The sequence below is a fragment of the Streptomyces sp. CMB-StM0423 genome (assembly GCF_002847285.1).
In the GTDB taxonomy this organism is placed as follows: domain Bacteria; phylum Actinomycetota; class Actinomycetes; order Streptomycetales; family Streptomycetaceae; genus Streptomyces.
Genome location: NZ_CP025407.1, coordinates 7,335,146 through 7,356,549, shown reverse-complemented (window position 1 = coordinate 7,356,549; position 21,404 = coordinate 7,335,146). Strand labels below are relative to the sequence as shown.

18 protein-coding genes are annotated in these 21,404 nt (G+C 74.6%); 9 read left to right on the top strand and 9 right to left on the bottom strand.

Annotation, left to right across the window (positions count from 1 at the left end):
• Positions 1–8 precede the first annotated feature (8 nt).
• Both CXR04_RS31985 and xylA read right to left on the bottom strand, forming a co-directional pair.
• A complete protein-coding gene (locus CXR04_RS31985) occupies positions 9–458 on the bottom strand; it encodes a hypothetical protein (RefSeq protein ID WP_234380590.1) in 450 nt (149 codons plus the stop codon).
• Between the two features lie 401 nt (positions 459–859).
• Entirely contained in the window at positions 860–2,023 is a 1,164-nt protein-coding gene (gene xylA / locus CXR04_RS31980; protein WP_101425692.1) for a xylose isomerase, read from the bottom strand.
• A 102-nt stretch (positions 2,024–2,125) separates the two neighbouring features.
• Between xylA and xylB the strand changes: the two genes are divergently transcribed.
• Entirely contained in the window at positions 2,126–3,547 is a 1,422-nt protein-coding gene (gene xylB / locus CXR04_RS31975) for a xylulokinase (protein WP_101425691.1), read from the top strand.
• Between the two features lie 109 nt (positions 3,548–3,656).
• Here the strand turns inward: xylB and CXR04_RS31970 are convergent, their stop codons facing one another.
• From CXR04_RS31970 to CXR04_RS31955, 4 genes are all read right to left on the bottom strand, one after another.
• Positions 3,657–4,448, bottom strand: a complete 792-nt coding sequence (locus CXR04_RS31970; protein WP_101425690.1) for a DeoR/GlpR family DNA-binding transcription regulator — start codon at positions 4,446–4,448, stop codon at positions 3,657–3,659.
• Between the two features lie 59 nt (positions 4,449–4,507).
• Entirely contained in the window at positions 4,508–5,545 is a 1,038-nt protein-coding gene (gene pdxA / locus CXR04_RS31965; RefSeq protein ID WP_101425689.1) for a 4-hydroxythreonine-4-phosphate dehydrogenase PdxA, read from the bottom strand.
• Positions 5,546–5,684: 139 nt separating this feature from the next.
• A complete protein-coding gene (locus CXR04_RS31960) occupies positions 5,685–7,034 on the bottom strand; it encodes a four-carbon acid sugar kinase family protein (protein ID WP_101425688.1) in 1,350 nt (449 codons plus the stop codon).
• Positions 7,031–8,518 carry a GntP family permease gene (locus CXR04_RS31955; protein ID WP_234380589.1) on the bottom strand — a complete coding sequence of 496 codons (1,488 nt, stop codon included), beginning with the start codon at positions 8,516–8,518 and terminating at the stop codon, positions 7,031–7,033. The genes CXR04_RS31960 and CXR04_RS31955 overlap by 4 nt, the downstream gene beginning before the upstream one ends.
• Positions 8,519–8,759: 241 nt before the next feature.
• On the opposite strand from CXR04_RS31955, the gene CXR04_RS31950 reads away from it, so the two are divergent.
• The 5 genes from CXR04_RS31950 (at position 8,760) to CXR04_RS31930 (ending at position 13,985) form a co-directional block, all read left to right on the top strand.
• Entirely contained in the window at positions 8,760–10,058 is a 1,299-nt protein-coding gene (locus CXR04_RS31950) for an ROK family transcriptional regulator (RefSeq protein ID WP_101425687.1), read from the top strand.
• 164 nt (positions 10,059–10,222) lie between these two features.
• Positions 10,223–10,810: an N-acetylmuramoyl-L-alanine amidase gene (locus CXR04_RS31945; RefSeq protein WP_101425686.1), complete on the top strand. Its 588-nt coding sequence runs from the start codon at positions 10,223–10,225 to the stop codon at positions 10,808–10,810.
• 166 nt (positions 10,811–10,976) lie between these two features.
• Positions 10,977–12,158 (top strand): mandelate racemase/muconate lactonizing enzyme family protein, encoded by a 1,182-nt coding sequence (locus tag CXR04_RS31940; RefSeq protein WP_101425685.1) that lies wholly within the window; start codon positions 10,977–10,979, stop codon positions 12,156–12,158.
• 136 nt (positions 12,159–12,294) lie between these two features.
• Positions 12,295–13,209, top strand: coding sequence for a dihydrodipicolinate synthase family protein (locus CXR04_RS36240; RefSeq protein WP_101425684.1), 915 nt, complete (start codon positions 12,295–12,297; stop codon positions 13,207–13,209).
• Positions 13,206–13,985 (top strand): SDR family NAD(P)-dependent oxidoreductase, encoded by a 780-nt coding sequence (locus CXR04_RS31930; protein ID WP_101425683.1) that lies wholly within the window; start codon positions 13,206–13,208, stop codon positions 13,983–13,985. Before CXR04_RS36240 ends, CXR04_RS31930 begins: the two co-directional genes overlap by 4 nt.
• 219 nt (positions 13,986–14,204) lie before the next feature.
• Here CXR04_RS31930 and CXR04_RS36235 read toward each other — a convergent pair whose 3' ends face one another.
• From CXR04_RS36235 to CXR04_RS31915, 3 genes are read right to left on the bottom strand one after another with little or no spacing between them, the layout of a single operon-like run.
• Positions 14,205–14,531 carry a hypothetical protein gene (locus CXR04_RS36235; protein WP_234380587.1) on the bottom strand — a complete coding sequence of 109 codons (327 nt, stop codon included), beginning with the start codon at positions 14,529–14,531 and terminating at the stop codon, positions 14,205–14,207.
• Positions 14,528–15,751 carry a glycoside hydrolase family 16 protein gene (locus tag CXR04_RS31920; RefSeq protein ID WP_101425682.1) on the bottom strand — a complete coding sequence of 408 codons (1,224 nt, stop codon included), beginning with the start codon at positions 15,749–15,751 and terminating at the stop codon, positions 14,528–14,530. The genes CXR04_RS36235 and CXR04_RS31920 overlap by 4 nt, the downstream gene beginning before the upstream one ends.
• Positions 15,752–15,783: 32 nt before the next feature.
• Entirely contained in the window at positions 15,784–18,312 is a 2,529-nt protein-coding gene (locus CXR04_RS31915; protein WP_234380585.1) for a hypothetical protein, read from the bottom strand.
• A gap of 264 nt (positions 18,313–18,576) precedes the next feature.
• On the opposite strand from CXR04_RS31915, the gene CXR04_RS31910 reads away from it, so the two are divergent.
• From CXR04_RS31910 to CXR04_RS31900, 3 genes are read left to right on the top strand one after another with little or no spacing between them, the layout of a single operon-like run.
• Positions 18,577–19,443 carry an IclR family transcriptional regulator gene (locus tag CXR04_RS31910; protein WP_101425680.1) on the top strand — a complete coding sequence of 289 codons (867 nt, stop codon included), beginning with the start codon at positions 18,577–18,579 and terminating at the stop codon, positions 19,441–19,443.
• Positions 19,440–20,414: a carbohydrate ABC transporter permease gene (locus CXR04_RS31905; protein WP_101425679.1), complete on the top strand. Its 975-nt coding sequence runs from the start codon at positions 19,440–19,442 to the stop codon at positions 20,412–20,414. Before CXR04_RS31910 ends, CXR04_RS31905 begins: the two co-directional genes overlap by 4 nt.
• Positions 20,411–21,352: a carbohydrate ABC transporter permease gene (locus tag CXR04_RS31900; protein ID WP_101425678.1), complete on the top strand. Its 942-nt coding sequence runs from the start codon at positions 20,411–20,413 to the stop codon at positions 21,350–21,352. Before CXR04_RS31905 ends, CXR04_RS31900 begins: the two co-directional genes overlap by 4 nt.
• The last annotated feature ends 52 nt before the right edge of the window (positions 21,353–21,404 follow it).

The window sequence follows — 21,404 nt, the reverse complement described above, 5'->3', positions numbered from 1 at the left end:
CGCGGCGGCTAGGAGATCCCTTCCGGCAGCAGCTCCGTGGGGATGTCCTCGGGGCTCAGGCCGCTGGGCAGGTCGTCGAGGTCGAGGTCGCTGGGCAGCAGCTCGGTGGGGATGTCCTCCGGGTTCAGGCCGCTGGGCAGATCCTCGGGGTCCAGACCGCTGGGCAGCAGCTCGGTCGGGATGTCGTCGGGGAGCTTGGGGTCGTCGGCACTGGCGGAGGGACTCTCGCTCGGCGGCGGCTTGCAGGCGCACGTCCCTTCGTCGTCGTCACCGCCGCTGACGAGCGCGTACGTCAGGCCGGCGCCACCGGCGAGCACCACGACCGCCGCGGCCGCCGCGAGCCACCGCTTCTTGCTGCCGTCGGGCGGCGGGGGCGGGGCGGGCCAGTGCTGGGTGCTGCTGCCGAGCGGGGGCGTGTGGTCCGGCGGCGGGGCGTCTGCGGGCGGCGGGTAACTCATGGGCCCAGCTTCGCCCGCGGTGGCGGCGGAAGGGATGGCTCCGCCGGGCTCGTGACAGGGTTGCGACACTCCCCCGCCGGTCAGAGGGCCGCGGCCGGCCTGCGGGCGGCGGCAGGACCCGTACCCGACCGATGGCCGCCCGGGGCCGGAGCCAGCCTGCCGCCCGCGGGTGTGCACCCGGCGTTGTCGGAGGGGCGGCCTACCCTAGGGCGGGGGTGCGGGGGACGTGCGGTGACTTACACGGATTCGGTAGGGCGTACGGGCGTGCACCGGTCTGCGGGCGTACAGGCCGTGCGGGGGTCTGGAGGCGAAAAGGGCCGTGCAGTGGTCTGCGGGCGTACGGGCCGGTCGCCGGGGTCCGTTGCGGCTCCCGGCGGCGCGGCCCGTACGCCCTACTCAGGTCAGACGCCCAGGAGGTGGTCCATCGCCAACTGGTCCAGGTGCTCGAAGGCCATCCCGTGCCGCGCCGCCGCCTCCGGGTCGAAGTCCTCGTACGCGCCCCGGTCCGCGAGCAGCCCGGCGAGGCCGGAGTCGTCCGCGGTGGGCTGCGTCAGCTCGTCCAGGCGCGAGGCGCGCAGCGCCTCCTGCACCGCGGGGTCGGCGCGGAAGGCCGCGGCGCGCTCCTTGAGGATGAGGTAGTTGCGCATGCAGCCCGCGGCCGACGCCCACACCCCTTCCTTGTCCTCGGTGCGCGGCGGCTTGAAGTCGAAGTGCCGCGGGCCGGTGTAGCCGCCGGTCTCCAGCAGGTCCACGAGCCAGAACGCCGCGCGCAGGTCGCCCGCGCCGAAGCGCAGGTCCTGGTCGTACTTGATGCCGTTCTGCCCGTTCAGGTCCAGGTGGAACAGCTTGCCCGACCACAGCGCCTGCGCGATGGCGTGCGGGTAGTTGAGCCCGGCCATCTGCTCGTGGCCGACCTCGGGGTTGACCCCGTACAGCTCCGGGCGCTCCAGCCGCTCGATGAAGGCCAGCGCGTGCCCGACGGTGGGCAGCAGGATGTCGCCGCGCGGCTCGTTGGGCTTCGGCTCGATGGCGAACTTCAGGTCGTAGCCCTGGCCGGTGATGTACTCGCCGAGGAGGTCGAACGCCTCCTTCATCCGGTCGAGCGCGGCGCGCACGTCCTTGGCCGCGCCGGACTCCGCGCCCTCGCGCCCGCCCCACGCGACGTAGATCCGCGCGCCCAGCTCCACCGCGAGGTCGATGTTGCGGATGGTCTTGCGCAGCGCGAAACGGCGCACGTCGCGGTCGTTGGCGGTGAAGCCGCCGTCCTTGAAGACGGGGTGGGTGAAGAGGTTGGTGGTGGCCATCGGGACGGCCATGCCGGTGGCGTCGAGCGCCTGCCGGAAGCGCTTGACGTGCGACTCGCGCTCCGTCTCCGAGGCGCCGAAGGGGATGAGGTCGTCGTCGTGGAACGTGACGCCGTACGCCCCGAGGTCCGCCAGTCGGCGGACGCTCTCGACCGGGTCGAGCGGCTCGCGGGTCGCCTCGCCGAAGGGGTCGCGGCCCTGCCAGCCGACGGTCCACAGGCCGAAGCTGAACTTGTCCTCGGGGGTCGGGGTATACGACATGACGGCTCCTTCGGCGGATCTATTTCGTAAGGCCGCTTTACAAAATAGGATGCCGACCGGGTCGGAGGGAAGAGCCGGCCCACGAGTCGCGGAGGACACAGCATGGGGCCCCTCGTCATCGGCGTCGACAGCTCGACGCAGTCCACCAAGGCGCTGGTCGTCGACAGCGAGACCGGGCAGGTGGTGGCGCACGGCCAGGCCGCGCACGTCGTCAGCACCGGCGGCCGGCGGGAGAGCGATCCTGAGCAGTGGTGGGAGGCACTCGGCGCCGCGCTGGCCGCCTGCGGGCCCCCGGCCCGCGAGGCGGCGGCCATCGCGGTGGGCGCGCAGCAGCACGGGCTGGTGACGCTGGACGCCGACGGGCGTCCGGTACGGCCCGCGCTGCTCTGGAACGATGTGCGCTCCGCCGCCCAGCGCGACCGGCTGGTCACGGAGCTGGGCGGGCCGAAGGGCTGGGCGGAGCGCACCGGCAGCGTGCCGGTCGCCTCCTTCACCGTCACCAAGTGGGCCTGGCTCACCGAGGAGGAGCCGGACTCCGCCGCCGCGACCGCGGCCGTCCGGCTGCCGCACGACTACCTCACCGAACGGCTCACCGGCGAGGCCGTCACCGACCGCGGCGACGCCTCGGGCACCGGCTGGTGGGACGCCGCGACGGAGACGTACGACAGCGCGACGCTGGAGCACGTAAGCCTCTCTCCCGACCGGCTGCCGCGCGTGCTGCGGCCGGGCGAGGCGGCCGGCACGGTACACGCCGACGGCCTGCCCGTGCCCCGCGGCGCCCTCGTCGCCCCCGGCACCGGCGACAACATGGCCGCCGCCCTGGGCCTGGGCCTCACCGCCGGGCAGCCGGTGCTCAGCCTCGGCACCTCCGGCACTGTCTACGCCGTCTCCGCGCACCGTCCCGCCGACCCCACCGGCACCGTCGCCGGCTTCGCCGACGCGCGCGGCGACTGGCTGCCGCTGGCCTGCACCCTCAACTGCACGCAGGCCGTGGACCGGATCGCCGCGCTCCTCGGCCGCTACCGCGAGGAGGTGCGGCCCGGCGGCACGGCCGTCGTGCTGCCGTTCCTCGACGGCGAGCGCACCCCCGACCTGCCGCACGCCTCCGGCCTCGTCCACGGGCTGCGCCACGACACCACCCCGGGGCAGGTGCTCCAGGCCGCGTACGACGGCGCGGTGCACGCGCTGCTGACGGCGCTGGCGGAGGTCTCGGGGCCCGACGCCGACCCCGGCGCGCCGCTGCTGCTCATCGGCGGCGGGGCGCAGGGCGCGGCGTGGCGGGAGACGGTGCGGCGGCTGTCGGGGCGGGCGGTGCAGGTGCCGCGGGCGCAGGAGCTGGTCGCCCTCGGCGCCGCGGCGCAGGCGGCGGGGCTGCTGCTGGACGAGGACCCCGCGGCGGTGGCCCGGCGCTGGTCCACGGCGGAGGGGCGCACGTACGAGCCGCTGGAGCGGGACGACGCGACGCTGGAGCGGATCGGCGCGGTGCTCGCGGACGCGGGCGCGCTGCTGCGCCGGGCGGGCTGAGGGGCGTACGGGCCGGCCGGGGCGGGGCGGCGGCTCGGGCCAGGCGGTGCCGGAGCACCGCCCCTGCGCCGCGTACGCGAGGACGGCGGCCGCGTACCGGCGCGGCGGATCAGCCCGCGCGGACGAGCGTCACACCCGCCGCCGCGCAGCGTTCCGCCAGGTCGTCCGGCGCCTCCGCGTCGGTCACCAGCGTCCAGCCCCGGGGCAGCCGGGTCCAGGCCGGGGCGTCGTCGACGGCCAGCTTCGTCGCGTCGGCCAGGACCACGACGTGGTGCGCCCGGGCGGCGACGCGCTCCTTGACCGCCGTCTCCTCCAGCGTCGGCTCGCCGACGCCGCGTTCGGGGTCGACCGCGTCGGCGCCGAGGAAGGCCACCGAGAACGACAGCCGGTCCAGCGCCAGGTCGGTGAGCGGTCCGACCAGCCCGTGGCTCAGCGGGCGCACGCTGCCGCCGAGCATCACCACGTCGATGTCGGGCGCCCCGGCGAGCAGTTGCGCGGTCTCCAGGCCGCGGGTGACCACGACGCTGCCGCCCGCGTGCGCGTCGGCGTCGAGCAACTGGCGGGCCAGCGCCGCGCACGTGGTGCCCGCGTCGACGAACACCGCGCCATTCTCCGGCACCAGCGCGAGCGCGGCCTCCGCGATCGCGGCCTTCGCGTGCAGCCGGACGAGCGCGCTCTCCCCCACCGGCCGCTCGGGGAACGCCTCGGGCACCACCGCGCCGCCGTAGGTGCGCGTCACCCGGCCGCCCTCGGTGAGCCGCCCCAGGTCGCGCCGTACGGTCGACGGCGACACGGCGAGCGCCGCGGCCAGCTCCTCCACCTGCGTGGTGCCTTCGCGGAGCAGCCGCAGCAGGGCTTCGTGCCGCTCGCGCGTGCCGCGTCGCGCCGTCGGGTGGGCCACACGTGCCTCCGTCTGTCGTGTCCGCCCGCCGCGGCGGGTCCCGCGGCGGGCGGGGTGGGTCAGCCGTACGTCCGGCGGATCCGGTCCGCGAACGGGCTGTAGTCCACGCCCGCGAGATACGCCGAGAGCATTGTGCCGTGATCGGCGCGGCCGGTGCCCGCGATATCGAAGGCCGTGCCGTGGTCGACGGACGTGCGCAGGATCGGCAGCCCGACGGTGACGGAGATGGTGCCGTCGAAGTCGTAGGTCTTGGCGGGGATGTGGCCCTGGTCGTGGAAGTGGGACAGCACCCCGTCGTAGCGGCCGACGAGGCCCTGGTGGAAGACCGAGTCCGCGGGGACGGGCCCGCTGACGTCCAGGCCCTCGGCGCGGGCCGCCTCGACGGCGGGGGCGATGTGCACGATCTCCTCGTCGCCGAACGCGCCGTTCTCACCGCCGTGCGGGTTGATCGCGGCGACGGCCAGCCGCGGTGCCTCGGTGCCGAAGACCTGCAGCGCGGTGACGGCCTCGCGGATCGACTTGCCGACGCGCTCCGCGGTGATCTGGTCGAGCGCGGTGCGCAGCGCAACGTGCCGGGTGGTGAAGAAGATGCGCAGGTGGTGGCCTTCGACCGCGGTGTTGCGCACGACGAACATGGTGTCCTGACGGGTCACGCCGGTCAGCTCGCCGAGCATCTCGGTGTGGCCGAGGTGCTTCGAGCCGGCCTTCCAGATGGCCTCCTTGTTGATGGGGCCCGTGACGATCCCGGAGACCTTGCCGTCGAGCGCGGCGCGGGTGGCGACCTCGATGGCGGTGACGGCGGCGCGGCCCGCGCGGGCGTCGACCTTGCCCCACTCCGGTACGTCCGCGCCGAGTTCGCCGGTGTCGAAGACGTCGATGACGCCGGGGCCCGCGGGCTCGGCGTCGAAGCCGCTCACCGCGCGCACCTCGGTGTCCAGCCCGGCGGCGCGGGCGCCGCGGCGCAGCGCCTCGGCGTCGCCGACGGCGATGCCGTGGTGCCCGGTCTGCCCGGCGACCTCGGCGAGGGTGCGCGCCGTGATCTCCGGGCCGATCCCGACGGGGTCGCCCAGGGTGACGGCGAGGACGGGGCGGGTCATCGGTGGTTCCTCCTCGTGGTGCGGCGGCGCGGTGCGTCCGCCGTCCGGTGGGGTGCGGTCGGCCCGAACTCCTCGGGCCGGTCGGTGTGCACAGGGTTCACGGGTTCACAGTCTGCTCTGGGTGGCCGGGGACACGGGGTCAACGTCTTCCGGCGGCCGGAACGTGCCGCCGGGCGACGGCCGCGGCGCGGCGCAGGTGTGCGACGCAGGCGGCGGTGGTGTCGGCGCCGCCGATCAGGCCGCCCTTGGTGACGACCGGCAATCCGGCCCAGTCGCCGCCGACGAAGCTGCCAGCGACCGCCAGCGGCTCCAGTTCCTCCTCGACGTCGAGCCCGGCCGCGCCGAGCGCGGCGAAGAGGGCGGCGGAGACGTCGCCGCCGGTGGCGAAGAGGCCGTCGACGGGCTGCCGTTCCAAGGCGGTACGGACCGTGCGGGCCAGCTCCGACGGGAGCCGGGCCGCGTCCGCGGGGTCGAGGGCGACGACGTCGGCGTCCTCCAGCACGGTCGCGAGCAGCACGACCTCGCCGGGGCCCGCGGCGGCCAGCTCCGCCGCCAGCGCCTCGGCGGTGGCGGCGGCCTCGGGGACGGGCGAGCCGGGTGCGGTGACGGGGCGGACGACGCGCACCGGCTCGACGGCCCGCAGCCGGGCGAGCTGGGTGCGGGTCAGCGTGGTGGCGGAGCCGGAGACGGCGAGCACCGGGGCACCCGCGGCGCGGCCGGTGATGCCGAGCGCGCGGGCCAGCGCCACCGAGCCGGGCCCGGAATCGACGCCGGTCCACACGATCTCGCCGCCGCCGGCGGCGACGGCCGCCGCGGCCGTGCGCTCCAGGTGCTCGACGGTCAGCGCGTCGGCGACGACCACCTCGGCGCCCTCGGCGACGACCTTGTCCAGATGGGCCTGGAGCGTCCCGGCCTCGGCGGTGACCACCGACAGCGGCACACGGGCGATCCGCAGGTCGGCCTGGCGGCGCAGCAGCTCCGCGATGTCCGAGGTGGGCACGGGCGAGCGTGGGTCACGGGCCAGCTCGGTCTCCTCCAGCCGGACGCCGTCGAGGAGTTGGGTGCCCTGCACGGTGTGCCGGCCCGCCTCGGGGTGGGCCGGTGCGCACAGGGCCACGGCCCGCCGGCCGGAGGCCGCGTGCACGGCCGCCAGCAGGGCTTCTGTGGAGGCGCCGACGTTGCCGCGGAGGGTGGAGTCGACGCGGTTGCTGACCAGCTCGGCGGGCCAGCCGGCCCGTACGGCGTCGGTCACCCGGCGCGCCGCCTCGGCGGGCGCGCAGTGCCGGCTGTCGGTGCTGACCACCACGGCGTCGAACCGCTCCGCGAGGCCGGCGAGGACGTCGGGACCCTGGTCGGCGCCGACGGTCACGGCGCGCAGCCCGGCCCGGGCGAAGCCCGCCGCCGTGGCGTTCGCGCCCGTCAGGTCGTCCGCGGCCACCAGCACGGCCGCTCGCCGGCCGGCCGGATGCGCCCTCGCCGGCCCGCTCATATGAACGTGCTCGCGACCAGCAGCAGCGGCAGGGAGCCGAGCCACACGGCGGTGGTGATGCCCGACCAGCCGCGGATGGCCGCGATCCCGTCGAGACCGGTGAAGCGGGTGACGACCCAGAAGTAGGAGTCGTTGAAGTAGCTGAAGACCATCGAGCCGGCACAGCAGGCCAGTGCGGCGAGCAGCGCGGATATCCCGAGGCCGTCGATGAGCGGTGCGGTGACGGACGCGGCGGTGATCATCGCCACTGTGCCGGAGCCCTGGGCGACCCGCACCAGCGAGGCTATGAGGAACGGCACCAGCACTCCCGGCAGGCTCCAGGACGAGATGGCCTCAGCCAGCTCGTCACCCACGCCGGTGTCGCGCAGGACCTGGCCGAGCGCACCGCCCGCGCCGGTGATGAGGATGATGAGTCCTGCGGACGCGGCGGCCTCGGAGAGCCAGCCGCCGACCTGGGAACGGGTCGTCCAGCGGGGCAGCAGTACGTAGACCGCGAGGACGATGCCGATGAGGAGTGCCACGACGGGGCTGCCGATGAAGGCCAGGGCCTTCGGCAGGGCCGAGGGCTCGTAGTCGTCGGAGCCGACCGCGCCCTGGCGGTTCTGGTCGATCGCGGAGGCCACGGTGTTCGCGATGATGAGCAGCAGCGGCACCAGCAGCGGCAGCGTGGCGAGTCCGGGGCTCATCCGGTGCGGCTTGGCGCCGGGAGGCGGGGTGCCGAGGGCGGCTGCCGGGTCCCGCTCCGGCTCCGGCTCGTCCGCGAAGTCGCCCTGGGACAGGTCGGCGGGCGCCCCCGCCGAGCCCGAGCCGACGCCCGCGGCGACCGCGGCCTTGCCGTACACGGCCTCTCGGACCTCGTCCGAGAGCTCGCTCTCCAGCTTCGGGCCCATCCAGCGCGCGTACGCGATCACGATGGGCAGCAGCACGACGGAGAAGGCCAGGCCCGCCAGCACCAGCGCGCCCAGCTCGGCGTCGAGGATGCCGGCCACGCCCAGCGGGCCAGGCGTCGGCGGCACCAGGTGGTGGGTGAGCGTCATGCCGCAGCCCAGCGCGAGCGCGAGCGTCACATAACCTGCGCGTTTCACGCGGGCTATGGAACGGGCCAGCGGGTTCATGATCACGTAGCCGGAGTCGCAGAACACCGGGATCGAGACGACCGCGCCGGTCGTGCCCATCGCCCACGGCTCCCGGCCCTTGCCGAAGGCCCGGACGAACATCCTGGCCAGCGCGTCCGCGGCGCCGGAGACCTCCAGGATCTTGCCCAGGCCCACGCCCAGGCCGATCACGATGCCGATCGATCCCAGCGTCGAGCCGAAGCCCGCGGTGATCGAATCAAGGGTTTCCGTGGCGGGCGCACCCGCGACGAAGCCCGTCACCAGTGAGGCGACCAGCAGTGCGACGAAGGCGTCGAGCCTGGTGCGCAGCACGATGACGATGATCGTGGCGATACCGAGCACGAGCGCCGCCAAGAGCTGAAGATCCACGCCGATCCTCCTCCGACTTTGCTGTGGACGTCCGTTCGGACACGCACATCATGCCCGCGTAACCTGCGCGAAACAAGCAGTACGACCAAGATTTTCTGCGCAGTCCGCGCAAGTAATGGTTTCGGGCCTGTCGGACATGCTCCGTTACCGCACCGACAGGCCGTAGGGTCGTCGTGCCCGAGCCCGACGTGACAGTCATCACCGCCGTCCACCGCCCGTTCACCGCCAGAAGGAGTCGCCCGTGTCGGCGCCCTCTCCCCGCACGCAGCAGGCGCTGCGGCAGCGGAACCTGTCCCTGGCCCTGCGCGCCGTGGCCGCCGGGGGCCCGCTGTCGCGCGCGGCCGTCGCGGCGCGGATCGGGATGACGCGGGCGGGGGTCGCGGCCGTCGTGGACGAGCTGCTGCGGGCGGGGCTGCTGGTGGAGCTGGGTCCCGGCCGACCGGGCACGGTGGGCAGGCCCGGCAGCGCGCTGGCGCTCAACGACCGCGGGCCGTGCGGCCTCGGCGCCGAGATCGGCGTGGACCACCTCGCGGTCTGCGCGGTGGACCTGCGCGGCCGGGTACGGGCCCGGGTCGCCGCCGACGCCGCGAACCGCGACCACGCGCCGGGACCGGTGCTGGCGCGGCTCGCCGGGCTGATCGAGGAGGTCGTGGCGGAGGTACGGGGCGAGGGCCTGACGCCGACCGGGCTGACGGTCGCCGTCCCCGGCCTGATCGCGCGCGACGAGTCGACCGTCGTACGGGCCCCCAACCTCGGCTGGCAGGGCGTCGGCCTCGGCCCCCTTCTCCCGGCCGCCCCGCCCGCCCGCGTCGGCAACGAGGCCAACCTCGGCGCGCTGGCGGAGCAGCGCCTGGAGCGCACCGCAGCGGAGCCGCCCGGCACCGGCGCGGACGGGGAGCCCGGCCCGGTGGAGCAGCCCGCCGCCGAACTCCCGGCCGGAGACGGCCGCTCCCCAGGGCCCGGGCGGAACTTCCTCTTCGTCTCCGCCGAGATCGGCATCGGCGCCGCCGTCGTCATGGACGGCGAACTGCTGCGCGGGGCACACGGGTTCGCCGGGGAACTGGGCCATGTGCCCGTACGCCCCCAGGGCCGCCCGTGCGCCTGCGGCGGGCGCGGGTGCCTGGAGCAGTACGCCGGCGAGGAGGCCGTACTGCGCGCCTCCGGCATCGACCCGGCGCGGGCCCGCGCCGAACACCCGGGCCCCGGCGCGCGGATCGCCATGCTCGCCGCCCGCGCCGCCGACGGGGACGCCCTGGTCCGGACGGCACTGCGCGAGGCGGGCGGCGCGCTGGGCATCGCGCTCGCCGGCGCCGTGAACCTCCTCGACCCGGAGACCGTCGTGCTGGGCGGCGCGCTCGCAGGACTCGGACCCTGGGTGGTGCCCGCGGTCGAACGCGAGCTGGGCCGCCGGCTCGCCGACCCGGCCCGTACCGTACGGCTGACCGTCTCGGCGCTCGGCGCCGAGGGGCCGCTGCTCGGAGCCGCGCTGAGCGAGGTCGACGCCGTCATGGAGGCGCCGGGCACGGTCGTCGCCGGCTGACCCGCGCGCACCGGGCGCCTCCCCCGTACCGCCGGCCCCGACCACCGCCTTTGGTGCGCCCATTGGCATATCCGGCCATGTCTTGGCAGCGGGCCTGACGTGTCCTCATGATGGATTCCGGACTGTCATGTACGCGCAAATGTCCCTCCGCTGTCAGGAGCCCCATGGACTTCGCGAACCTCCCCCGCAGGCGGCTCATCCAGGGCGCCGCCGCCACCGCCGCCGCGGCCGGCCTCGGCGGCCTCGCCGCCACCCCCGCGCAGGCGGCGCAGTACCCCCCGACGCACTGGATACCGGCGGACGGGTCCAACTACACGGTCTCCAGCCGCCCGACCGCGTACCCGCTGGACTTCGTGGTCGTGCACGTGACCCAGGAGTACTTCCAGGACGCCGTGGACATCTTCCAGAACCCCAGCCGCGACGTCTCCTCGCACTACCTCATCGCCTCGGCCGACGGCTACATCGCCCAGCTCGTCCGGGAGAAGGACATCGCCTGGCACGCCGGCAACTGGAACTACAACACCCGCAGCATCGGCATCGAGCACGAGGGCTGGGTGGACAAACCCGCCTGGTTCACGGACGTGATGTACCGGCGGTCGGCGCAACTGACCGCCGCGATCTGCACCCGCTACGGCATCCCGCGCACCCGCGACCACATCATCGGCCACAACGAGGTCCCCGGCGCCACCCATACCGACCCCGGCCCCAACTGGAACTGGACGAAGTACATGGGGCTGGTACGGGCCGCCTGACGCGCGGCGCCGGGCCCACGATCACCCGGTGGGCGGCTCAGGGGTGTTGCCGCTCACCGGGTCCCCTTTTCCTTTCCGTAAAGTCCAATGCACTTCTTGCATATCGCTTGCATGATGTGGGAATCTGCCATCGCCTGAGCCCGTTGCCGAAGCAGGGATGGTGAGCATGGCCCGCATCGCCGATGTGCGCGTCTACGCGCTCAAGTTGCCGCACCACGAGGCGTATCTGGGCCGGCTCGACGACGGCAGCGACCTCACCGAGGACCGCGGGTACGTGGTGCGCGAGCCCTGGCGCAGCCTCTACTCCGCCCGCTTCGAGACCCTGCTCGTCCGCGTCGTCGCCGACGACGGCGCCGAGGGCTGGGGCGAGGCGCTCGCGCCGGTCGGCCCCGAGGTCCCGGGCCAGGCCGTCGCCACGCTGCTGCGCCCCGCGCTGCTCGGCACCCCCGCCGGCGCCGTACGCCCCGCCTGGCACCGGCTGCGCGACCTGATGCGCGAGCGCGGCCACCTGACGGGCCATCAGGCCGACGCCCTCGCCGCCGTCGACATCGCCCTGTGGGACCTCGCCGGACGCCGCGCCGGCCTGCCCGTCGCGGAGCTGCTGGGCGGCGCCTTCCGCACCGTCCAGCCCGCCTACGTCTCCGGGCTGCCCCGCGACACCGACGCCGAGCGCGCGAAGCTCGCCGCCGAGTGGGCCGGGCGCGGCGCGTACCGGATCAAGCTGCACCTCGGCCGCGGCGTCGAGCCCGACCTCGCCACCGTCGACGCCGTCCTCACCGCCGACGAGCGGCTGCACGTCGCCGTCGACGCGCACTGGGCGTACGGGCCCGCGGAAGCCGCCCGCCTCGGCCGGGAGTTGCAGCGGCGCCGCCGGGTGCTGTTCCTGGAGGCGCCGCTGGCCCCCGAGGACGTCGAGGGCCACCGCGACCTGCAGCGCCGCCTCGACCTCCCGGTCGCGGTCGGCGAAGCCCTGCGCAACCGCTACGAGTTCGCCCACTGGCTCGGCCGCCGCGCCCTGGCCCTGGCCCAGCCCGACGCCGGGCGCACGGGCCTGACCGAAGCGCTGGCGATCGCCGAGCTGGCCGCCGCCCACCACGTCCCGGTCGCCCCGCACCACTCCACGGGCCTCGGCGTCGCCACCGCCGCGGGGCTGCACTTCGCCGCCGCGGTCGCCGCCATGCCGTACTTCGAGTACCAGCCCACCACCTGGCAGGTCGCGAGCCGCATCCTGCGCACCCCGCTCACCGGCGGCCCGGACACCGGCATCCCGTTGCCCGCCGGGCCGGGGCTGGGCGTAGAGGTGGACGCGGAGTTCGTCGTACGGCACGCGCAGGAGATCACCGGGTGAGGGACGCCGGGACCGGCCCGCCCGGCCGCCTCCCGGCAGCCCCCGCCCCGCACACCGCCCCCCGGCCCGGCCCGCCCCGGCAAGGCGGCACCACCGCCCCGCCGCGCGGCCGGCCGGGCGAACGAAAGGACACAGCATGAGCCGGCCCGTACGAGGTCTCGTCCCCGTCCTCGCCACCCCCTTCCACCCGGACGGGAGCCTCGACCGCCCCTCGCTGCGCCGGCTCACCGCGTTCCAACTGCTCGCCGGCGCCGACGGGGTGGCGGTCTTCGGCATGGCCAGCGAGGGCTTCGCGCTCACCGCCGCCGACCGGGACGCGGTCCTCGCGGACGTACGCGACGTGGTCGCCGGCGCCGTGCCGGTGGTGGCCGGGGTCAGCCCGACGAGCCTGGCGACGGCGCTGGAGCAGTGCGGGCAGGCCGTCGCGGGCGGCGCGGACGCGCTGATGGTGCTGCCGCCGTACCTCGCGAAGCCCGGCCCGCAGCAGCTCGTCGACTTCTACGGCGCGCTCGGCGAGCGCGCCGGGGCGCCGGTCATGGTGCAGGACGCCGCCGCGACGACGGGAGTGGCGATGCCGGTGCCGCTGATCACGGAGTTCGGCAAGCTCGACGGGGTCGGCTCGGTGAAGGTCGAGTCGCCGCCGACGGTGCCGAAGATCGCGGAGACGGTGGCGGCGGCCCCGGCCGGGTTCGACGTGCTCGGCGGGCAGAACGCCTTCTTCCTGCTGGAGGAGCTGGCCGCGGGTGCGGTGGGGACGATGCCGGCGTGCGAGTTCACCGACGCGCTGCGGCCGGTGCTGGACGCGTGGTCCGCGGAGCGTACGGCGGAGGCGCACGGGGCGTACGAGCGGCTGCTGCCGCTGATCCGCTTCGGCATGCAGGCGGGGTTCGCCTGGGCGGTGCACAAGGAGGTGCTGGTACGGCGCGGGGTGATCGACTCCGCGGCGGTGCGGCTGCCGGCGAAGGGGCTGACGGAGGCGCTGCGGGGGCAGTTGGACGGGATCCTGGAGCGGCTGGCGCTGCCGCCGGTGGCCGCGGGCGGGGCGCGGTGAGCGGGGTCCCGGCAGCCGGCGCCGGCGGCGGCACGGCGGCGCCCGGCGGGAGCGGGCAGGCGCGCGGGGTGCTCGTCGTCGGGGGCGACTCGGCGATCGGGCGCGCGGTGGCCGACGCGTTCGCGGCGGGCGGCGACCGGGTCGCGGGCTGCGGTCTTGCGGAGTGCGCGCACCTGTCGTACGCCGCGTACGTCGCCGCCGACTGCGCGGAACCCGCCGAGGCCGCCCGGTGCGTGACGTCGGCGGCGGAGACGCTGGGGCGGCTGGACGTCGTGGTGCTCGCCGCGGCGGCGCAGCCGGTGGCGCGGGCCGACGAGACCACCGACGCGCAGTGGCGGCTGGCCCAGTCCGCCACCCTGGACACCGCGTTCTACGTCGCCCGCGCGGCGCTCCCCCGGCTCCGGTCCGGCTCCGCGATCGTCGCCGTCACCTCGGTGAACGCCTTCCTCGCCGCCCCCGGGCTGCCCGGCTACGCGGCGGCGAAGGCGGGCGTCGAGGGCCTGGTGCGCCAACTCGCCCTCGACTACGGCCCGCGGGGCGTCCGCGTGAACGCGGTGGCGCCCGGCATGATCGGCACCCCGCCGCTGGCGCACGTCGCCGAGGGCTACCCCCTGGGCCGTACGGGCACCCCGCCGGAGGTCGCGGCGGCCGTGCACTTCCTGGCCTCCCCCGCGGCCTCGTTCATCACGGGCGCCGTGCTGCCGGTGGACGGCGGCCTCAGCATCTCCTCCCCCGCCGCCTGGCTCCGCCCCGACCTCCGGGAGCGCTTCCTGTAGCCGGGATCCCGCGTGCGCGTCGCCTGCTCGGGGGTCCCGGACTTCCCCGGCGGGGATCGCCCTACGGCACCGCACCGACGCCGCAACGGTCACGGATTCCGTGCCCGTATTCCGAGGAGCAGTCCCGTATGACGGGAATCCGCCCCGCATTGCAACGCACGTACATCCCGGCCCGTCCCCTCCGGGTACGGGCCGGGACACCGCTACGGGTCTCCCCGCTCAGCCCGTTGACACCTCCGTCCACTCCGACCACGCGCTCGTCGCGTCGCCGCGGACGCTGCGGACGCGCACCCGGATGTCCGTCCCCGCCGCCAGGTCCTCGATGCGGCTGAAGCCGCGGAGCCGGGGGCCGCCGTAGCGGCCGTCCGCGTCGGCCTCGGTGACGAGCGCGTACGTGCCGGGCGCGGTGCGGAACAGCGGCGGGTAGGCGTACGCGCCGTCCGGCACGTCGGCGACCGCCGCCTCGAACGGCCGCTGCGCGTACGTCACCCCGTACGGCGCGAGCCACGCGGTGGCGTCCGTCAGCGGCGCGGCTGCCGGCCTCATCGGCGTACGAACTTCACCGCGTCGGCGTGCGCGCAGCCCGTGCCGCTCGCGGTGAGCGACACCGACGCGCTCTCGCCGGCCTGGTAGGGCTGCGTGCCGAGGGAGACCCAGCCGGGGCTGCCGGAGCGCTCGTCGAGCGTGCGGGCGGTGACGGCACCGGCGTTGTCCAGGGTCACCTTCGCCGCCGGGTCGCCGCCGGTGGCGGAGACGGACTTGCGGATGAACACCTCGTACGAGCCGGCCGCCCGCAGCCGGGGCCGCCACGTCGCCTCGGCGCCCGCGGCGCAGCCGTAGGAGACGGGCGAGTCCTTGGTCCAGCCGGTGAGCGAACTGGGCTGCCAGGTACCGGTGGTGGAGTAGCCGTAGGCGGCGGCGCCGTCGTTGTCGACGTAGTAGTCGCGCTGCCAGTAGCGGACGTAGTCGAAGGAAGCCGCCGAGGGCAGTTTGCTCGCGTCGGGCAGCGCGCCGGTGGCGATGCTGGTGAGCCAGACGGCGGTGTAGTCGTGCATCCACTGGCCGGGGGTGTACGGGGCCGTGTACTTGAGGGTGCCGTCGACGTAGAACTTCGCGCCGCTCTCGGACCAGTCGATGCCGTAGGTGTGCCACTGCCTGAGGTCGAGACCGGTGTCGTACGTCCCGGAGCCGTACGTGACCGGGCCGTGGACGCCGCTGCCCACCCAGCCGTGCACGTTGTGCGAGGTCCTGGTCGGGTTCACCGAGTCGGTCTCGAAGCCGTCGATCTCGGTGCGCTGTTCGGCGGGGAAGGTGGTGCTGCCGTCGCCGGCCTGGAGCCAGAAGGCGGTGTGCCAGCCGGCGCCGTCGTTGATCCTGGCGCGGGTCTCGTAGTAGCCGTAGCGCAGGTGCTTCCTGGAGATGACGCCGCCGCCGGTGAACTGCTTGCCCGCGTGGTCCTCCTTCTTCAGCGCGATGTGCAGCGCGCCGCCGGACTGGGTGACGTTCTGGGGGCGCTGGGCGCTGTTGGCCTTCACGTCGGTGCGGAAGTTCCACTTGGCGGTGTCGACGGCGGCGGCGCCGAACTCGTCGCCGAAGACCTGGGTCCAGCCGGTCCCGGCTGGCCCCGCGGCGGGCGCCGCCTCGGCGCGCTCCGCGGCGGTCCCGGCCGGGGCCGCCGGGGCCGCGGCGGCGGGCGGGGCGACGGCGAGCAGGGGCAGGGCGATGGCGGCTGTGATCACCGCGGCGAGGGGGGTGGCGCGGGGCATGGGGCGTCCTTCCGGTCGCGTCGGCGTACGGGCTACTCGGCGAGGTCGAGCGCGACGACCGCGATGCCGTGGGGCTTCAGCGCCACGGTGAAGCGCGGCGCGTCGGCGGCGGTGAGGCGGCCGGAGACGGCGCGGATGCCGGTGATGGTGCGCGGCCCGTCGGGGTGCGCCAGCGCCGGGTCGACGGTCACGGTGGCGGTCAGCGGCCTGGCGCTGCTGTTGAGCACCAGCGCGAAGAGCCGGTCGCCGCCGGTGGCCAGCGCGCCGAGGGTCTCCGCGTGCGGGGTGTCGGCGGTCAGCAGCCGCGGCGGGATGCGCAGGGTCGCGGGGGTGCCGTGGACCCGGCCGGGGGCGAAGCCGTAGGTGAGCTGGCCGCCGACCTTGGGCGTGAAGTAGCCGCGGGGGAAGCTGATCCGGTCGCCGCTGCGGGTGCGTACCTCCTCCAGGAGGTAGTCCAGGATCCAGCCGATCTGCCACCAGGCGTGGTGCGGGAAGGAGCCGATGCCGCCGGTGAAGCTCACCCAGTAGTACGAGTGCACGCCCGGCGCCTCGGCGACGAAGGCGTCGCGGCCGAGGGCGGCGGCGCGGGCCATGTCGCGGAAGAGCGGGTCGCCGGTCAGGCGGTGGATGCGCAGATAGGTGCCGGCGAAGCTGGAGAGCAGGATGGGGCCGTTGCCCGGGGCGCTGGCGTTCTGCTCCTTCTGCAGGCCGAGTTGGGTGAGCTGCCACGCCTCGTAGGTGGCGCCGGCCCGGGTGCGCGGCTCGGTGGACGGGGCGGGGTGGGTGTAGATCCAGGTGGTGTGGAGGCGGGCGACCTCGATGGCGGCGTCGCGGTAGCGGCGCTCGCCGGTGGCGTCCGCGAGGTCGAGCAGGCCCTGGATGCCCTGGGAGAGGGACAGGTCCATGCGGAAGCCGGAGTCGCCGGTGGAGCCGAGGTAGCGGGCGCGCTCGACGGCGTGGGTCACGTACCAGTCGGCGCCGCGCACCGCGCCGTCGAGGTAGCGCCGGTCGCCGAGGGCGTGGTGGGCGACGAGCAGCCCGTACCAGGTGGGCCGCAGGTCCTCGGTCAGGTGCGGGTACGTGACCGCGTGCGGCGGCTCCTTGTCGGTGGCGACCTCCCAGGAGCCGTCGGCCTTCTGGGCGTCGGCGAGGTGGTCGGCGGCGAGCCGGATGCGGCCCTTCAGCTCGGCGTCGCCGGGCTGGAAGAGCAGGATGTGCGCGAGGTCGGTGATGACGTAGTACGCGGTGGCCAGCGGCTCGACGTAGTCGGCGATCTCGGCGTTCGGGTTGCCCTCCTCGACGAAGCGGTCCGACTTGAACAGGTAGTACTGGCCCTTGAGCGCCCCGCGGTAGTGGCCGGCGGCGGTCTGCTGCTGGGCGAGCTTGAAGTTGCGCACGTACGGCAGCCGGTCGCGTTCCAGCAGCGCGTCGGAGGTGGCGGCGGCGAGGCCCCACATGGCGCCGATGTCGGAGTTCTTCATGGCGTCCTTCTCGGCGCCCTGGACGAAGCCGTTGTACTTCTGGGCGCCGATGGTGGTGCCCTCGTACTCGTCGGTGAGCCACTGGGACAGCACCGGGTCGGCGATGTACGTGCCCTGGATGCGGGCGAGTCGCTCGGTCAGCGCGTGCTTGTTGGCGGCTAGTTCGAGGTACCGGCCGAAGCCGTAGACGTCGGTGGCGGCGTGCCGAAGCGCCTCGAACCAGTCGGCGTCGGTGAGGGTGAAGCGGAAGTCGAGGACCCGGCGGTCGCCCGCGGTGCAGCGGGAGTCGGCGCGGCCGAGGATGGGCCGGGCGAGGTGCGGGGTGAGGCGGCCGGCGCGGTCGCGGGTGGAGAGGGCCAGGCGTACGTCGCGGTGGGTGACGCGGTCGGCGGCGTACGGGTCGCGGGCCATGCCGGGTTCCGCGACGGCGGCGAGGGTGAGCCCTTCGGTGGTGCTGAGGACCGGGGCGAGGGTGGTGGCGAGGTCGTCGTAGAAGAGGTGCGGCACGGCGGGCAGGCCGTGGCCGTACTCGGCGGCCATGCGCAGGTCGGGGTTGGCCTCGTGGCCGTACCAGCCGCCCGGGACGCAGCCGAAGGCGAGGTCCTGCTCTGCCAGGGCGCACAGGGTGGGGGTGCGCAGGCTGACCCAGCCGTCCTGGGCGGCGGTCCAGGTGAGGGTGACGCGGACGTCGTGGGGGTGGCGGCCGTCGATGCGCCAGCGGGCTTCGAGGGTGCCGAGGGGGTGGGTGTGGCGGAAGACGACCGCCTTGCCTTGGGAGGTGCCCTCGACGGCGGCCTCGGCGGGGAGGAAGGCGTGGTGGGTGCCGGCCTCCTCACGGCGGACCTGCTGGGCGTCGGGCGGTTCCGCACCGGCGTGGTGGGTGAGGCCGTACTCGCCGAGGGCGCCGGGGAGTTCGCGCCAGCCGCGGCGGGTGCGGGTGCGTACCCGGACGGCGCGCCAGCCGGCGTCGGTGCGGCCCCAGGTGAGGCGGACGCGGTCGCCGTCGAGGTGCAGGGTGTCCGGGCCCGCGTCCCGGTCCGCGGCGGCGGCAACCGCGCCTGCCTGGGCTGACGTTGCCACGGCGGTGACTCCCGCGGCCTTGACAAAGCTCCGGCGGCTGGGCATCGATGACACTCTCCCCACTGGTGCAATTGACATCCGTAATGCAGGAAGAGTCTCCACATGTTGCACGGCCGTCAACCCCCGCCGCACGAGAGAACCGGTCGTCACCATCGGCCCGGATCGGGGCCGTTGCTGCAGAAGCCACCGCCACAAGGGTTGACGCCGTCGCAATATGTGGGCAACGATCCCGCATGTTGCAAAGCAGATTCACTGGAGTCGCGGATGGCATCGGATCAGGGCAACAACCAGAGCGTGGAGCGCGCGGTGGCCGTGCTCGCCGTCTTCCAGAACGGCCACCCGGAGCTACGGGTCTCCGACGTCGTACGCATCACCGGCCTCGGCACCTCGACCACCTCCCGGCTGCTGGCCACCCTGGAGTCGCTGGACTACGTCGAACGTGACGCCGTCAGCGGCCTGTACCGCCTCGGCACCGCCCCCATCACCCTCGGCGGCGTCGCCGTCAACCACCACCCCGTCCACCGCGAGGCGCGCCAGCTCACGCAGGAGCTCGCCGCCCGCCTCGGCCTCGGCGCCAACGTCGCCATCCGGCACGGCGCCGCGCTCTTCTACCTGCTCAACTTCGAAGGCAGGCTGGCCCCGAGGTCCACCGTGCTCACCGGCCAGCGCAAGCCGCTGCACGCCACCGGGCTCGGCAAGTGCCTGCTGCTGGGCCTCGCCCCGCAGCGCCGCCGCGAACTGCTCCCCGAGGACGCGCTGCCTGGCTACACGCAGGCGACCCTCACCTCGCACGCCGCGCTCGACGCCGAGCTTGAGGCCGTCGCCCGCCGCGGCTACGCCACCGAGGTCGAGGAGCTGGCGCACGGCCGCTCCTGCGTGGCCGCGCCGATCCGGGACCGCTCCGGCGACATCGTCGCCGCCATCTCCATCTCCGGGCCGCTGTCCACCGTCGCGCTCGACCGGCGCGAGGAGGAGCTGTCCCGCGCCGCGGTCGAGGCCGCCGACTCCGTGAGCGTCGGCCTCGGTTACGTCGGCCCGCGCGCCGCCCCGCCGCCCGCCAGGACCGGTGAAGGGCGCGGCCACGGGAACGGGCAGGGCCACCCGCGCGAGCCCGAGAGGAGCCGGCCGTGACGCCCCCGTCCGCCTCGCCGAAGCAGGCCGCCCCCGCGCCGCCCGCCCCCTCCCCCACACCGGCTCGTACCTCCAGGCCGGCCAAGCGCGAGGGGCAGCGGCTGTCGAACGGCGCCTTCGCCTTCCTCCTCACCGTGCCGGGCCTGGCGCTCTTCGCGGCGATCGTGTTCTACCCGCTCGTCGCCTCCCTCGTCACCGGCTTCTTCGACCAGGATCTGCGGCTGCCGGGGCGTACGTTCGTCGGCCTCGACAACTACGCCGACGTGCTCGACCGCGACTTCTGGCCGGTGCTGGAGAACACCCTCGTCTTCACCGTCGGCGCCACCCTCGCGCCGTTCGCCGTCGGGTTCGCGCTCGCGCTGGCGCTGAACACCGGGCTGAAGGGCAGCGGGTTCCTGCGCGGGCTCTTCCTCTTCCCCTGGGTGATCCCCGGCGTCGTGGTGTCATTCCTCTGGATGTGGATCTTCAATGCGAACTACGGGGTCCTCAACGGCGCGTTGCTGGAGCTGGGCTTCATCGACGAGAGCGTGTCGTGGCTCGGTGAGCCGACCACGGCCATGGTCGCCGTGATCGTCACCAAGACGTGGGCGAGCTTCCCGTGGATGATGGTGATGATGCTGGCCGGTCTGCAGACCGTGCCGCGCGAGCTGCACGAGGCGGCGGCCGTGGACGGGGCGGGAGCCGTGCGCCGGTTCCGCGCCGTCACCTGGCCGGGAGTGCGGGGCGTCGCCGCGATCGTGCTCCTGCTGGAGTTCATCTGGAACTTCCAGCACTTCGACACCATCTACGTCCTCACCGGCGGCGGCCCCGCCGGAGCCACGGAGACCTTCGCGGTCGCCGTCTACCAGGACGCCTTCAAGGGCTTCGACCTCGGCCACGCGGCCGCGCTCGGCGGGTTGTGGATGCTGCTGCTCCTGGTCCTCGTCGGGGTGTACCTCAAGACCTCCGAGCGGGAGGACAAGCACTCGTGACCACCGCCCAGTTCACCACCGCCGACGGCGCCTCCCCCAAGGCACCGTCCGCCGGCCCGCCCGGGACCCCCGCCGGGAGCCGCCAGGCTCCCCGGAAGCCCCGCCGCCGCCCCGACCAGGTCCGCTCCTCCGTCGCCGCGTGGGCAGCGGTGGGCGTCATCGGGCTGTTCGGCCTGCTGCCGATGTACTGGATGCTGGTCACCGCGCTCAGCCCGCCGGGCCAGGCGTTCCGCTTCCCGCCGCGGTTCTTCCCCACCGAGATCACGTTCGCGCACTTCCGGGCGTTCGCGGAGAACGACAAGCTCTTCGACTACATGGTCAACAGCGTGATCGTGGCCGGGGTCACGGCGCTGCTGAGCGTGGTGGTCTCCACGTACATGGGCTACTCGTTCTCCAAGTTCCGCTACCGCGGCCGCAAGTCGCTGATGAACTTCGTGCTCGCCTCGCAGATGTTCCCGCAGGCGCTGCTGCTGATCACGCTGTACGCGGTGTTCCGCCAGTTCGACCTGCTCGGCACGTACACGGCGCTGATCCTGTCCTTCACCACGTTCACCATGCCGCTGTGCGTGTGGATGCTGAAGGGCATCTTCGACACGGTGCCCGACGCGCTGCTGGAGGCGGCGGCCATCGACGGCGCGTCCCGCTGGCGCACCCTGCACAGCATCGTCGCGCCGCTGGCGGCGCCCGGGATGGTCGCGGCCGGCCTGTTCGCGTTCGTCCGCGGCTGGAACGACTTCATCTTCGCGCTGACACTGTCGGGCGACGACACGATGACGCTGCCGCCGGGCCTGGTGAACACCTACATCGGCGAGTTCCAGACGGCCTGGCCGGCGCTGATGGCGGCGTCGCTGATCGTCTCGGTGCCGGTGGTCGTCGCGTTCATGTTCCTGCAGCGGTACCTCGTCGGAGGGCTGACCGCCGGAGCCGTCAAGAGCTGACCGGCGCCGGCGCCCGGTCCCGTACCGCGCCACGCTTCCCAACTTCCAAGGA